This is a genomic window from Hyphomicrobium sp. D-2, assembly GCF_029872155.1.
GTDB lineage: Bacteria > Pseudomonadota > Alphaproteobacteria > Rhizobiales > Hyphomicrobiaceae > Hyphomicrobium_A.
Genome location: NZ_JARXLA010000008.1, coordinates 2,501 through 16,541, shown reverse-complemented (window position 1 = coordinate 16,541; position 14,041 = coordinate 2,501). Strand labels below are relative to the sequence as shown.

Below are 14,041 nucleotides of genomic sequence, written 5' to 3'. Positions count from 1 at the left end.
ATTCGGCCGCCCCACGTGGCGGTCCCATCCGGGTGGCACGACCATGCAAAGGCGAGGCGACGAGCCACGAGCACTGACATCCGAGCCGGCACTGCGTGTGATCATGCGGCGCCTGCGCGAGATCATGTCTCAGCCGGGTGATGGTCAGGAACGTCTCAACAAGATCGTGAAGCAGATTGCCGGCGTCATGGTCGCCGAGGTCTGCTCGATTTATCTCAAGCGTCAGGACGGTTCTCTGGAACTGTTCGCGAGTGAGGGCCTCAATCCCGACGCTGTGCACGTTGTGCGCATGAAGCGTGGCGAGGGTCTCGTTGGCCGTTGCGCTGAGCTGAACATCACGGTCAACGAGCCGGAGGCTTCGAGCCATCCGTCATTCTCGTATCGACCGGAAACCGGCGAAGAGATCTATCACTCGCTGCTGGCGGTGCCGATCGCGCGCTCCGGCCAGGTGCTCGGCGTTCTCGTCGTGCAGAACCGCACCCAGAAGGAATACTCCGACGAGGATGTCGAGGTGCTGCAGGCCACCGCGATGGTGGTTGCCGAGCACCTGGTGTCCGGTGCTGTAGCCGGTGCGGGCACCGCGATTGAGATTGAGCGCTCACTGTCGACCGTGATCCAGGGCGAGCGCATGGCGGAGGGCATCGCCCTTGGCCACGTTGTGCTGCACGAGCCGCGCATCGTCGTCACGCACCTGATGGCGGAAGATCCAGAGGCTGAGTTGCTGCGTCTGGAAACAGCCATCGCATCGCTGCGCGCATCGCTGGACGAGATGTTCGATCATGAACACTTGTCGGCTGCGGGCGAGCATCGCGACGTGCTGGAAGCCTACCGCATGTTTGCGCATGACAAGGGCTGGGAGCGGCGCCTGCGTGAGGCGGTTGATGGTGGCCTGACGGCTGAGGCGGCAGTCGAGCGCGTGCAGAATTCAATTCGCGCGCGCATGCTGCGGCAGAACGATGCCTATTGGCGCGAGCGCCAGCGCGATCTGGATGATCTGTCGGACAGGCTGCTGCGCATTCTTGCTGGCCGCATCACAAGCGCGGACGAACCTTCGGCGTTGCCACCCGATACCATCCTGGTGGCGCGCACGATGGGGCCGGCGGAACTGCTGGATTATGATCGGCGGCGCTTGCGCGGTCTGATCGTAGAAGACGGCAGCGGGCAGAGCCATGTGGCTATTGTCGCCAAGGCGCTCGGTATTGCGGCGGTCGGTCAGGCGCGTGGCATAGTCGAGCGTGTAAGCGCGGGCGATGCTGCAATCGTCGATGCGATGAGTGGCCAGGTGCATCTGCGTCCGTCGAGCGACGTGATTGCAGCTTACTCGGACAAGGTGCGCTTTCTGGCACGGCGGCAGCGGCAGTATCGCGCGCTGCGTGATGTTCCGGCGGTGACGAGGGATGGCGTCAAGGTCAACCTGAACATCAATGCCGGTCTGCTGGTGGACATGCCGCATCTGAAGGATGCAGGCGCCGACGGCGTGGGGCTGTTCCGCACCGAGCTGCTGTTCATGCTGTCCAACAGCTTGCCAAAGGTTGAGCGGCAGGCCGATTCCTATCGGGCGATCCTAGCCCGCGCGGATGGCAGGCCAGTGGTGTTCCGCACGCTCGATATCGGCGGCGACAAGGTGCTGCACTATCTGCGGCAGCCGAAGGAAGAAAACCCCGCGATGGGCTGGCGCGCGGTGCGCATGGGGCTCGATCGCCCGGCGCTGCTGCGAACCCAGGTGCGTGCATTGCTACGTGCTGCGGCCGGGCAAGAGCTGCGCATCATGATCCCGATGGTGTCATCGGCCGCGGAAATGGACGCGGTTCATGCGCTCATCAGCAAGGAACGCGAGATACTGATGCAGCGCGGCCACGAGCTGCCGGAAAAACTGCTGGTGGGCGCAATGATCGAAGTGCCCTGCCTGTTGTTTGAGCTCGACGAGTTGATGCCGCGCGTCGACTTCGTCTCCGTCGGCAGCAACGACATGATGCAGTTTCTGTTTGCGGCCGATCGCACCAACGCGCGTGTTGGCAGTCGCTTCGATCCGCTGACGCCGGCACCGCTGCGCGCATTGAAGATGCTTGCGCAGACGACGCAAAAGCACGGTGTTCCGCTGACATTGTGCGGAGAAATGGCGGGCCGTCCGATTGAAGCAATGGCTTTGATTGCGCTTGGCTTCCGTTCGCTGTCGATGGCGCCTGCGTCTATCGGTCCCGTCAAGTCGATGATCCTTAGCCTCGACACCACGCGCGTGTCGAAACTTGTGGATGAACTTGTCGTGGCGGGCGTGCAAAACATACGCGAACACCTTGATACTTTCGCGAAATCCGAAGGCGTTGATGTCTAATTTTTAGACGCGCTCTACCTTTGACAACGGCGCGCTTTTCCCGGACGATGGCTGCCGGGGTAAGCTTCAGTTTTTGATTGGTAGTGCGTTGGTCATGCGTGAGGGCAACAGGCCGGCTCGACACTATTCCGCTGCGCATCAGCATACGCATTCGTATGCAGCGCAAGTGTCGCCACAGGTGCAGCCTGCACCGCAATTTCAAATCCATCAGGTGGCCGCAGAGGTCGCGCACTTCTTTCAGGATCTGCGCGCGGCATTGCGTATGACACCAGCACAAGCTGCGCAGGCGCTGTCGACGCGTGTCGATATCGTTGTGGCGTTCGAGGTTGCAAAGGTTGCGGCGCTGCCGCCGTGGCCGGAGACGTGCCGCATCGTGCGCACGTACGCCAGCTATGCTGGCCTCGATCCTCGGCCGGTGTTGCATTCGCTTGAGCAGCTGTTCCACGCGATGCCGCGCACGCCCGCGCCTGAGAAGCGCGGCGGGGCCGGATTTTCAAAAATGGCAAACGGTGGTGGTCAGGGCACGTCGATGCTCAGGGCTATCTCCAGCACTTTGAACGGCGGTTCGCTCAAGCCTTCGAACCTGCTGAAGCCGTTCAAGGCTGTCAGTTCCGGGCGCGCCGCTCGCACAGTGCGATCCGCCGGGCATATGGTCGATCGCCAGGCGGGGCGCCCTGGCATGGCGCTGTTTGTGGTGACGAGCGTTGTCGCGTCGGTGGCACTTGTGACGCAGACGTCGGTTCTGGAAGCTGCCGTGGCGCAGCTGCCTTCGCCGGTGAAGCGGATGGTCCAGGGTGCGCAGAACTACATGATTGTGCAGTTTTCGCCGGTCCGAGATGGCCTGCGCTGGATAGACGTGCCAGATCCGCGCACCCGCCGGGGTGACAAATTGCAGACAGCCGAGCGGCAATCGGATTAGATGCGCCGCGCCGTTGGCGCGGGCCGGGTTCGGTCATAGACTTCCCAGCCAATACATTCGCCAGCGCGCTCGATTGGGCGTCCGCTGGCTTCGTTGCTGGCGCAACGCTGTTGTCGTGCTGACGACGTCGCTGCATTTTCAAAAACGATCGAGAGCATGGCAGGCATCGCACAAGACAAGCTTGAGAGGATGATCGGGCGCTGGGCCGCGATACAGGCGGAGCTGAACGCGGGCGTCAATCAGGCGACCTATGCGAAGCTGACGAAGGAGTTCGCCGCGCTCAATCCTGTCGTTGCGATCATCGAGCAACTTCGCGCCGCAGAGAAAGAGCGCGCTGATCTTGAAGCGCTGATCAAGGATGCGGGTTCGGATCGCGAGATGGCGGCGATGGCCCGTGACGATCTTGAAGCGCTGGGGCCGCGCATTGAAGAGCTGGAGCAGAAGCTCAAGATTGAGTTGCTGCCGAAGGATGCCGCCGACGAGCGGAGCGCCATTCTTGAAGTGCGCGCCGGAACCGGTGGCGATGAAGCGGCGCTGTTCGCTGCGGATCTTTTCCGCATGTACAACCGATTTGCTGAAATCCACGGCTGGAAGGTGGAGATCATCTCCATCTCCGAGAACGATCTTGGCGGCTACAAGGAAATCATCGCCTCGGTTGCAGGCGAGGGCGTTTTTGCGCGGATGAAGTTTGAATCCGGCGTGCATCGCGTGCAGCGCATTCCGGAGACGGAAACCGGTGGGCGCATCCACACCTCCGCGGCGACGGTTGCGGTACTGCCGGAGGTTGAAGAGGTCGACATCGATATCCGGCCGGAAGACATCCGCATCGATACGATGCGCGCGGGTGGTGCCGGTGGTCAGCACGTCAACAAGACGGATTCGGCCGTCCGCATGACCCATTTGCCGACCGGTATCATGGTGGTTTCCGCCGAGAAGTCGCAGCATCAGAACCGGCGTCTGGCGATGCAGGTGCTGCGCTCGCGGATTTATGAGCTTGAACGCGAGAAGGTCGACAGCGCGCGTGCTGAAGCCCGCAAGGGACAGGTCGGCTCGGGTGATCGCTCGCAGCGCATCCGCACCTACAACTTTCCGCAGGGGCGGGTTACTGACCATCGCATCAACCTGACCCTGCACAAGTTGGATGCTGTTCTGGAGGGGCCGGGGCTGAATGAGCTGGTCGATGCCTTGATCACCGACTTCCAGGCCAGCCAGCTTGCGGATCTGGAGCGAAATGCCTCCTGACCGTCCATCCGCCATTACATTGGGTGATGCCGTACGCGAGACGCAGCGTCAGCTGAAGGCGGCCGGGATTGAGGAGGCTGGACGCGAGGCGCGGTTGATCGTGGCCAGCGTGTGTGGGCTGCCGACATCCGAAATCATCGTGCGGCCGGAGCGGTCTCTGAGTGCTAACGAGCAGCAGCGGCTTGCCGACATGGTTGCGCGGCGCAGTGCGCGGGAGCCCATATCGCGCATTCTGGGTGAGCGCGAATTCTACGGTCGGCCGTTCAAGCTGTCGGCGGCGACGCTGGATCCGAGGCCCGATAGCGAGACGCTGATCGATGCCGCGTTGGAATTGGTCAGTCGCGAGCATTGGGCCGGGCGGCAGATTCGTATTCTCGATATCGGAACCGGCACCGGATGCCTGCTGCTGACTTTGCTGGCTGAACTGCCGAACGCGACCGGCCTGGGGACGGATATCAGCGCCGAGGCTCTCAAAACCGCTGCGGCTAATGCCGAGGCGCTGGGGCTGGGCGAGCGGGCGAGCTTTGCGCAGCACGATGTGCTGGAAGGCGTGAACGGGCCTTTCGACCTCGTTATCAGTAACCCTCCATATATTGAGACGGGGGTGATTGCGGGGCTGGACCCTGAAGTGCAGCGGTTCGATCCCATGGCCGCGCTTGATGGCGGGCCTGATGGCCTTGAGATTTATCGGCGCATTGCCAGCGAATTGGGGCGGATACTGACCGGTCGGGTCATTCTGGAGGTAGGGGCGGGGCAAGCGGACGCTGTGGCTTCAGTGTTTCAGCAAGCGTTCGTTAAGACACGCCAGGCAGAAGTACGCCGGTATGACGACCTTGGAGGGCACACACGCTGTGTGGCCATCAGGCTACAGACATAAAAGTCGCAAAAGAAAAAGGTTTGAAACGGCCGGGTTCCGCGCTAGTCTTCAATTACAGCCGATTGATATCGTGCATCTCGCTTCTTTTATCGAAGTCAGATTGATTGCACGAACTGGGATTTGCGAAGCACGGGGATCCGCAAAAGAAGCGCGGCACCTATTGCTCCCGCTGAAACGGCAATCGCTAGCCGCTTGGCGTGAAACGCCCCCTTGATCGGAAGTAGCGACTGCCAAGTTTTGAGCGTCACGGGATAGAGTCACACGCGCGCGCATGAGCGCCCGTTAGAAACTGGCCAAAGATTGCGTGTCAGCGCCTGCTTTACAGCGATAGATCCACGAGAACGCTGTCAGCAGGGCGTGCACGGTTTTTCGTTGCATCACGACCGAGAACGGAGCCAATGAGGCAAGGACAGCAGAATCGCAGGGGCCGCGGGCGTAGTAACCGTAAGGGCGGGCAAAGCCCACTCACACGCAGCTTCGAGAGCACGGGTCCGGACGTAAAAATCCGTGGCACCCCATCCCACATCGCCGAAAAGTATATGTCACTGGCGCGCGATGCGACGTCCTCCGGCGATCCGGTTTTAGCCGAGAATTATCTGCAACACGCAGAGCACTATAATCGCATCATCATGGCCGTCCGCGAACAGCAGATCAGCCAGGGTGGTGGCGATCTCAATGGCGGCATCGCTCAGCATCGTCCCTTCAATGATATCGAGGGCGATGACTACGGTGACGACGATGGCGACGATGATTTCGCGCCAGTGCACCAGAGCCAGCACCAGCATCAAAGCCAGCCCCGTCATAATGATCAGCCGCGTATGGATGGGCCCCGTCACGATGGCGGCCAGCGGCATGACCGTTTCCGTGCTCGCAATAATAATGGCGAGCACCGCAACAACGGCCGTGGGCACGATCGGGGGGATCGCGGTGATCGCATGGATCGCTCCGACCGTGGTGATCGCGGAGACCGTGGCGATCGTCATGATCGGGGGGATCGCGTAGAGCGGTCCGACCGCATGGATCGTGGTGACCGGCCAGATCGTGGCGATCGGATGGACCGGCCGGAGCGTATCGAGCGTGCCGAACGTCCTCAGCCGCGTATGCGCCCGATGGAGCCGCGCCCGGTAGAGCAGGTTGAAGGCATGGGGCAGCAGCCCCCGGCTGAGGTGCAGCCGCCGCAACCGGCTTCGCGTCGCGGGTTCTCTTCGCAGGAGCATGAGCAGCCGGAATTTCTGCGCCGTCCGGTGCGCCGTCCGCGCCGTGAGGCAGCCGCTGCTGCGCCGGAAGCTGTCGCTCCGGCAGTGGATGAAGCCGCCGACCAGGACTGATCTCAGTCAGACGATTTTCAATGAAGCCGCTCTGCGAAAGCAGGGCGGCTTTTTTGTTTTACGTTTGGGCGGTCATTGGTCGGCTTCCCCATGACGCTCTCGGCGTTCACAGGATGAGCGGGTCACCCGCTTTGATCGTGCCGTCGGCTGTGACGCGGGCATAGATGCCGAAGTCCGTGTGGCCGAAGGAGCGTTGAAGCGTAGCGGGAATCGCCATGTCCCGCTGTCCGCTGCCTGGATCGACATCCGTCGCCGCGCAACGTTGCGTGCGCTTGAATGGCTCCAGCCGTACATCGCCAATGACAAGCGGCTTTCCGATCCAGCCGAATTCAGACCAGGGCTCCGCGCCATCGACGATGACGTTGGGGCGGAAGCGCAATGGATCGACTGGCCGGCCGATGATGCGCTCCAGTTCCCGTACGGATGCCAGGTTGACGATGTGCAGGCATTTGGCGGCAACGTCTGAAAAGCTGTGGCCGGGTGCAGAGACAATGCGGGGCGGGCCGCGCAGATCGGCCTGCATGTAGGCGGCAAAGAACTGCTCGATCATGCGGCGGCCCAGCGGCGTTGCGAGGTTGCCGCGCGCCACCTGCTTGCCGGCACGGAAGACGGTGAGGCTGTGATCGGTTTCGTCGAAGCGCGTTGTGAGAGTAGCCAGCCGCTCATTGCGCATCAGCATGAGGAAGTTTGTCTTCGGCACATGGGCGGGCTGCTCGGGATCAAAGCGGCCGGGACCATTCTCGATAGCGTAGGCGCGATCGAAGGGCGCTGTGCCGCCCGCTTGCAAGGGCACCTCGGCAAGCGCTTCCGGGGACAGCCCTTTGATGGGGTAGCGATAAAGACCGACGACCGCAGGTGTGTTCGGAATGTCCATAACAATCCAATCGCCGATGCAACTTTTGTTGGCGGTGTCTGAAGTGCACGAAGCGAGGCTTTCACCTCTTTTGTGCAGTTTCGACCACCCTATATCACGTGTTGGAAAGGATTACGGACGATCCTGCCGCATGCCGGAGGCCCGTCCGCGTTCCTGAGTTTCCTGACGTTGAAGGTTCCGGCTCCGCGCCATATCGGGCGGATCGGTACGCCGAGGAGGGACTATGAATTTCGAAATGTTCACCGATCGCGCCCGCGGCTTCGTGCAGGCTGCGCAAAATCTTGCCCTGCGCGAGGGGCACCAGCAGTTTTCACCCGATCATCTGTTGAAGGTTCTGCTGGATGACAATGAAGGCCTTGCTGCGGGGCTGATCCGCAAGGCGGGTGGCGATCCGAAGGCGGCGCTGAACGCGGTCGAGGCACAGCTTGCAAAGCGGCCGAAGGTTTCCGGCGGTGGTTCGGGCCAGCTGTATATGGCGTCCGAACTGGCACGCGTGTTCGACGCGGCTGAGAAGATCGCTGAGAAGGCGGGCGACAAGTATGTGACCGCCGAGCGTCTGCTGCTGGCTCTCGCGCTGGAGAAGGATACCGACGCGGCGAAGATCCTCGCCGATGCAGGCGTCACGGCGCAGGGCCTCAACACCGCCATCAACGATCTGCGCAAGGGCCGCACTGCTGATACCGCATCGGCCGAGCAGGGCTATGACGCGCTGAAGCGTTATGCGCGCGATCTGACGGAAGCGGCCGCTGCGGGCAAGATCGATCCGGTCATCGGCCGCGACGAAGAAATCCGCCGCACGATTCAGGTGCTGTCGCGTCGCTCCAAGAACAATCCGGTGCTGATCGGTGAGCCGGGCGTGGGCAAGACGGCGATCGCCGAAGGCCTCGCGCAGCGCATCGTTAAGGGCGATGTGCCCGACAGCCTGAAGGACAAGAAGCTGCTGGCGCTGGACATGGGTTCGCTCATTGCCGGTGCGAAGTATCGTGGCGAGTTCGAAGAGCGGCTGAAGGCCGTGCTGGGCGAAGTGGAAGCCGACGGCGGGCGCATCATCCTGTTCATCGATGAGCTGCACACCATTGTCGGCGCCGGCAAGACTGAAGGCTCGATGGATGCCGGCAACCTGCTGAAGCCAGCGCTGGCGCGCGGTGAGCTGCACTGCGTTGGTGCAACGACGCTGGATGAATATCGCAAGCACATCGAGAAGGACGCTGCGCTGGCGCGGCGTTTCCAGCCGGTGTTCGTTTCCGAGCCGACGGTGGAAGACACCATCTCGATTCTGCGCGGCATCAAGGAGAAGTACGAACTGCATCACGGCGTGCGCATCACCGACAGCGCGCTGGTGGCTGCGGCTACGCTTTCCAATCGATATATCACCGACCGCTTCCTGCCGGACAAGGCGATCGACCTCGTCGACGAGGCTGCCTCGCGCCTCAAGATGCAGATCGATTCAAAGCCGGAAGAGCTGGACCGCATCGATCGCGAGCTGATGCAGCTCAAGATCGAGCGCGAAGCCTTGAAGAAGGAGAGCGATGCGGCGTCGAAGGATCGGCTTGCCAATCTGGAGAAGGAGATTGCCGACCTCGAAGAGGAGAGCAAGCTGCTGACCCAGAACTGGGAGGCCGAGCGCGAAAAGCTTGGCAGCGCCCAGAAGCTGAAGGAAGAGCTGGATCAGGCGCGCACCGAACTTGAGAAGGCGCAGCGTCGCGGCGATCTGCAGCGCGCGGGCGAGCTTGCCTATGGCACGATCCCCGAGCTGGAGAAGAAGCTGCTGAAGATGGAAGACGAGGAAGCGAAGGGTGGCATGGTCGAAGAGGCGGTGACGCCGGACCAGATCGCCAGCATCGTTTCCCGTTGGACCGGCATTCCTGTCGACCGCATGCTGGAAGGCGAGCGCGAGAAGCTGCTGAAGATGGAAGATGCGCTGGCAAAGCGTGTCGTCGGTCAGCGCGAAGCCGTGGATGCGGTTTCAACCGCGGTGCGCCGTGCGCGCGCTGGGCTGCAGGATCCGAACCGTCCGATTGGTTCGTTCATGTTCCTCGGGCCCACGGGTGTCGGCAAGACGGAGCTTTCCAAGGCGCTGGCTGCGTTCCTGTTCGACGACGACAACGCGATCATCCGCATCGACATGTCGGAGTTCATGGAGAAGCACTCGGTTGCTCGTCTCATCGGCGCGCCTCCGGGATATGTCGGCTATGAGGAAGGCGGCTCGCTGACGGAAGCGGTGCGGCGTCGGCCCTATCAGGTGATCCTGTTCGACGAGATCGAAAAGGCGCACCCCGATGTGTTCAACGTGCTGCTGCAGGTGCTGGACGATGGCCGTCTGACCGATGGCCAGGGCCGCACGGTGGACTTCCGCAACACGATCATCATCCTGACGTCGAACCTTGGTGCGGAATTCCTCGTCAACCAGAAGGAAGGCGAGGATACCGATCTGGTCCGCGATCTAGTGATGGGCGAAGTGCGGCAGAAGTTCCGGCCGGAGTTCCTGAACCGGTTGGATGACATCATCCTGTTCCATCGCCTGCAGCGTTCGGAGATGGGGCGGATCGTGGATATCCAGATGGAGCGTCTGCGCAAGCTGCTGGCCGATCGCAAGATCACCATCGACATGGACGACGCGGCACGCACCTGGCTTGCGAACCGCGGTTACGATCCGGCCTATGGTGCGCGTCCGCTGAAGCGCGTCATCCAGCGTCATGTGCAGAATCCGCTCGCCGAGCAGATTCTCGCCGGACGCATCAAGGATGGCGAGGCGGTACACCTGACGGTGCGCGATGGTGAGCTGGAAATGAACGGCGAGCCTGCCAGGGCTGCGGCCTGACATATATAAATTCTCTCGGGCTGAACTGAGAGACGGGCGGCGCTGGGTCAATGATCCGGCGCCGCTTGCGTTTGTGCAGCGGCTATGAGGAGCAGCGGGCGACGATTTTTACTCGACGTAGCGTTGCTGTTAGTCGTCAGTCGTCGAGGGTGCTTGCGAGAAAGCCCTCGGGGTCTTCGCAGAACGAAGCGAGCAGACGGAAGTGATCCGTATCCTCAAGGCGTGTTGGTGCGATTCCATATTTTGTAATTTGCATTAGGCGCGCACCGGGGCAGGCCATCAGCAGCGGCGAGTGCGTTGCCATTATCACCTGAATGTTGGTGGCGTCCTGCATCCGCCGCAGCAGTTTTAGAAACTCAAGCTGCCGCGCTGGCGACAGTGCTGACTCTGGCTCGTCGAAAAAGTAGATGCCCTGATAACTGCAGCGCTCTTTGAAGAAGCGCAAAAATCCTTCGCCGTGTGAGTGCGAGAGGAAATCCGGTGGTAGCGCATTGGCGTCGAGCGCAGCCTCATCGAGATAACGGGCGACAGAAAAGAAGCTCTCGGCTTTGAAGAACCAGCCGTTGGTTATCTTCGGACGCCACGCTGCACGGAGCGCTGCCGCAAGTTCACCGCCACTCGCTTCCACAGCGCCGCTGTGATCGACAGGGCGATAGCCTTTGCCACCACCGGCGTCATCGTATCCGGCGAGAGCTGCTATGCCTTCGATAAGGGTTGATTTGCCGACACCGTTCTCGCCGACAAAAATGGTGACGGGCGCAGTGAACTCAAGCTCAAGGCCGTCGCGCAGCAACGGTATGCAGTAGGGATAGGATTTGGGATCGGGCACGCGATCCTCGTCGAGCCATATGCGCAGAAGATATGGCGCGGGCATGTTAACGCCGCTGTTACGAGCTCGTTTTGCCATCTGGCTGCAACTCTCCCGGCTTCGCTTCATCGAAGCATAGCCAAACATTGCCGCCGGGCGTGCGCGAAAAGTACTTGGAGTAAATTGATGAGCTCGGGCGCTCGCACGTTGACGCCGCTGTTACCAGCTCGGCGGCAGGCTCTCCGTAGAAGAGTAGTCGCCGAGCGCTATAAAAGTTGTTGTTCGCTCGGCGGCCGGCTCCCCGCAGGGGAGTCGCCGAGCGCTATAAAAATTTTTTATTTGCTGGCGGTCATGACCGGAGCGAGATGGCGCAGTTCGTCGATGCGCTGGCGCTCTTTCTGATATTCGGCCAGCACGCGGCCGGAAAGCTCGCGTTCGCGCGGCACCTGAATGGCCAGCGGATCGACAAAGCGCGAATTGATCAGCACTTCGTAATGAAGGTGCGGACCGGAGGCGAGACCGGTGGCGCCAACATAGCCGATGATCTCGCCCTGGCGCACCTTGTCGCCGGCTTTGATGCCTTTGCGGAAGCGCAGCATATGACCGTAGGCGGTGTGATAACCGTTGGGATGGCGAATGCGCACATAGTTGCCGTACTGGCCCTTGCGTCCGGCCTCTTCGATCACGCCACCGCCCGCGGCCAGAATTGGCGTTCCCGGAGAAGTCGCCCAGTCTACGCCGGTGTGCATCCGCCGCTCATTGAGAAGCGGATGGAAGCGCATACCGAAACCCGAAGCAAGGCGAACGTCGCCGCGTACCGGGCGCCGCATAAGGAACTGCCGAGAGTTGTTTCCGTTCTCGTCGTAATAGTCGACGACGCCATCCGGCGTCCTGAAGCGGTAATAGCGGTTGGTCTCACCGCCGCTGGTGATTGCGGTGTAAAGCAGCTCACCGGGCGGACTGTCAGCCTTCGCATTGTCCTTCATGTCAAAGAAGAACTCGATCGTGTCGCCGGGGCGCAGTCGGCGGCGGAAATCCGTTTGCGAAGCGTGCACCTTCATCAGCTTCATGATCGTGTCGTCAGGCACTTCCTGCAGCAGGCCGGCATAATAGACCGAAGCATAGACGCTGGAGGTGGAGGCGCGGTCGTTATTGTCGAGCGCGGCGTTGGCGATTTCCTGATCGATCGTGGACGATTTGCTGGCGACGAACTCACCGGCGGAGTTGCGTGTGACGGTGACGAGGTGATCGTGGCCGCCAGAGAATATGCTGAAGCGCGCAGGCTCCTTGCGATCCGGTTTCGTGAGAGATGGGATTAGCGTGATCCGCACTTCCTGGCCGGGTTCGAGATTGGACTGCGGAAAGATGTTGCGGGCGGCCTCGATCATGCCGCGCGCCTGCCAGTTGTCTGCGCCGGCATTTTTCAAAATCGAACGCAGGCTGTCGTTGGTGCCGACGCGAACGACCTGCGTCTCCCGGCCTTCAAGATCCGCGAGCGGGTCTTCATCAGGCTGGGCCGGCTTGACCAGTACAGTGGTGTTGGGCAGCGAGGCATAGGAGCCGTCTGAATCCATCGGCATGCCGTCCTGGCCGTTGCCGCGCCTGGTCTCCGCCTCCGCTCCTGCGCGGATCATCTCAGCTTCAACTTCGGCAGCGAGCGCGGTCTCCACGTGCTCGGCGATTTCGGTCTCGTCGAGCTCCTGCCCGTCATCATCGGGAAGGATGCCGCCGAGCAGCTCGATGACACGGACGTTGACGTTGCCGAGATTTGCCGTCTCGGTCTCGTCGTCCTCACCGGGGTTGACGGTCTGGGTGGCGTAAAGCTTCAGCGGATTAAACGGCGGAATTTTATCCTGGTAGTCCGACGGGACAGCGGCCAGGCGCGCAACGATGCGGGCGTATGGCTTGGCATGGATGTACTCGCGGCCGAGGCGGCGCTGCTTGACGGATTCATTGACGAGATAGCGGACGGTGACGGCGCCGCTGGTCACATTGAGCTTGTCGCCCTTGGGTGCCGCCCACTTCAAACCATCGCTGGTGCGCACAAACGGCATCTCGCGATCGATCAGATTGGCTTCGCCTACCTCGGTCAGGCCGGGGAGGAAACCGCCGCGCGCGTCGCGCTTGTCTATGGAGCCGTAGATAACGACCAGAATGGAGACCGCGCCCACTGTTCCGGCAAGGCACGTGCTTATCAGCCAGCGGAAGCGGCCGGCGCGGCGCCCGTCGGCGTGGTCGGTCTCGTAGAGATCCTTAAAGGAGCTAGCGGCCCGCCCCCTATAGAGTTGGGGTAGACCGTTCTCCCGCTTGTTGGCGGCGAGAGCTCCAAACCGTCCCTGAGGTGAGTAGCGGCGGCGGTCAACCACTGTCCGTGCAACCTTCCCAATGCAGATAACTGCGGGAATGGATCCCCACAGCCGGTCAGATCATGCGCTCGGCCCGCTGATTTGGCGAGCCAGGCACCTCCCGGAAGCCCTCATTGAACAGGGAGAGCAGGGTGACAAGACGGAATTTACCATGTGCCCCCCGGAAGATCACCCATAAGCCCAATGAAACCGGGCTTCCTGATGGCGCGAGCACATGGCAAAACTGAACAACCAAAACTTTTTTCGACAGACCCTGTGGTTTTGTCAAAAAAAGGTCTTGCGTCCCGCGTTCATTGCCCCTAGATATCGCCTCGTCAGCGACACACACCGGCCCGCCGGTCACGAGGCGCTCGTCGTCTTGGGGATCAGGAAGGTTGGCATTGCGTTGTTGAGAAAATTTCGGGCTGGGGGTTGACAACGGTTACCGTTGTTATTAAATCAACAGTCTTGGCGATGCGGTTTCACGCTTCGCCG

11 protein-coding genes and 1 pseudogene are annotated in these 14,041 nt (G+C 61.4%); 7 read left to right on the top strand and 5 right to left on the bottom strand.

Annotated elements, in window-relative coordinates; all coding sequences use genetic code 11:
- Positions 1-43: 43 nt before the first annotated feature.
- The 5 genes and pseudogenes from ptsP to QEZ49_RS12535 all read left to right on the top strand — a co-directional run.
- A complete protein-coding gene (gene ptsP, locus QEZ49_RS12555) occupies positions 44-2,332 on the top strand; it encodes a phosphoenolpyruvate--protein phosphotransferase (protein ID WP_280387374.1) in 2,289 nt (762 codons plus the stop codon).
- A 166-nt stretch (positions 2,333-2,498) separates the two neighbouring features.
- Positions 2,499-3,251, top strand: a complete 753-nt coding sequence (locus QEZ49_RS12550; protein WP_280387372.1) for a hypothetical protein — start codon at positions 2,499-2,501, stop codon at positions 3,249-3,251.
- Positions 3,252-3,407: 156 nt separating this feature from the next.
- Positions 3,408-4,493, top strand: coding sequence for a peptide chain release factor 1 (prfA, locus tag QEZ49_RS12545; RefSeq protein WP_280387370.1), 1,086 nt, complete (start codon positions 3,408-3,410; stop codon positions 4,491-4,493).
- Positions 4,483-5,370 (top strand): peptide chain release factor N(5)-glutamine methyltransferase, encoded by an 888-nt coding sequence (prmC, locus tag QEZ49_RS12540; protein WP_280387368.1) that lies wholly within the window; start codon positions 4,483-4,485, stop codon positions 5,368-5,370. The genes prfA and prmC overlap by 11 nt, the downstream gene beginning before the upstream one ends.
- A 398-nt stretch (positions 5,371-5,768) precedes the next feature.
- Positions 5,769-5,957, top strand: a pseudogene (locus tag QEZ49_RS12535) (DUF4167 domain-containing protein); the annotation flags it as partial.
- Here QEZ49_RS12535 and QEZ49_RS12530 read toward each other — a convergent pair.
- The gene (locus tag QEZ49_RS12530) at positions 5,952-6,353 is read right to left on the bottom strand and encodes a hypothetical protein (RefSeq protein ID WP_280388591.1); all 402 of its coding nucleotides are present in this window, start codon (positions 6,351-6,353) and stop codon (positions 5,952-5,954) included. The pseudogene QEZ49_RS12535 and the gene QEZ49_RS12530 overlap by 6 nt on opposite strands.
- Before the next feature lie 33 nt (positions 6,354-6,386).
- On the opposite strand from QEZ49_RS12530, the gene QEZ49_RS12525 reads away from it, so the two are divergent.
- Positions 6,387-6,698 (top strand): hypothetical protein, encoded by a 312-nt coding sequence (locus QEZ49_RS12525; protein WP_280388590.1) that lies wholly within the window; start codon positions 6,387-6,389, stop codon positions 6,696-6,698.
- A gap of 106 nt (positions 6,699-6,804) precedes the next feature.
- On the opposite strand, the gene QEZ49_RS12520 is transcribed toward QEZ49_RS12525, so the two are convergent.
- Positions 6,805-7,572 carry an MOSC domain-containing protein gene (locus QEZ49_RS12520; protein WP_280387366.1) on the bottom strand — a complete coding sequence of 256 codons (768 nt, stop codon included), beginning with the start codon at positions 7,570-7,572 and terminating at the stop codon, positions 6,805-6,807.
- A gap of 223 nt (positions 7,573-7,795) precedes the next feature.
- Here QEZ49_RS12520 and clpB point away from each other — a divergent pair, with 223 nt between their 5' ends.
- Positions 7,796-10,393, top strand: coding sequence for an ATP-dependent chaperone ClpB (gene clpB, locus QEZ49_RS12515; protein ID WP_280387365.1), 2,598 nt, complete (start codon positions 7,796-7,798; stop codon positions 10,391-10,393).
- Between the two features lie 136 nt (positions 10,394-10,529).
- Here the strand turns inward: clpB and QEZ49_RS12510 are convergent, their stop codons facing one another.
- The 3 genes from QEZ49_RS12510 to QEZ49_RS12500 form a co-directional block, all read right to left on the bottom strand.
- The gene (locus QEZ49_RS12510) at positions 10,530-11,300 is read right to left on the bottom strand and encodes an AAA family ATPase (protein WP_280387362.1); all 771 of its coding nucleotides are present in this window, start codon (positions 11,298-11,300) and stop codon (positions 10,530-10,532) included.
- Between the two features lie 236 nt (positions 11,301-11,536).
- Positions 11,537-13,567, bottom strand: coding sequence for a M23 family metallopeptidase (locus tag QEZ49_RS12505; protein ID WP_280387360.1), 2,031 nt, complete (start codon positions 13,565-13,567; stop codon positions 11,537-11,539).
- 55 nt (positions 13,568-13,622) lie between these two features.
- Positions 13,623-13,985, bottom strand: coding sequence for a hypothetical protein (locus tag QEZ49_RS12500; RefSeq protein ID WP_280387358.1), 363 nt, complete (start codon positions 13,983-13,985; stop codon positions 13,623-13,625).
- Positions 13,986-14,041 lie beyond the last annotated feature (56 nt).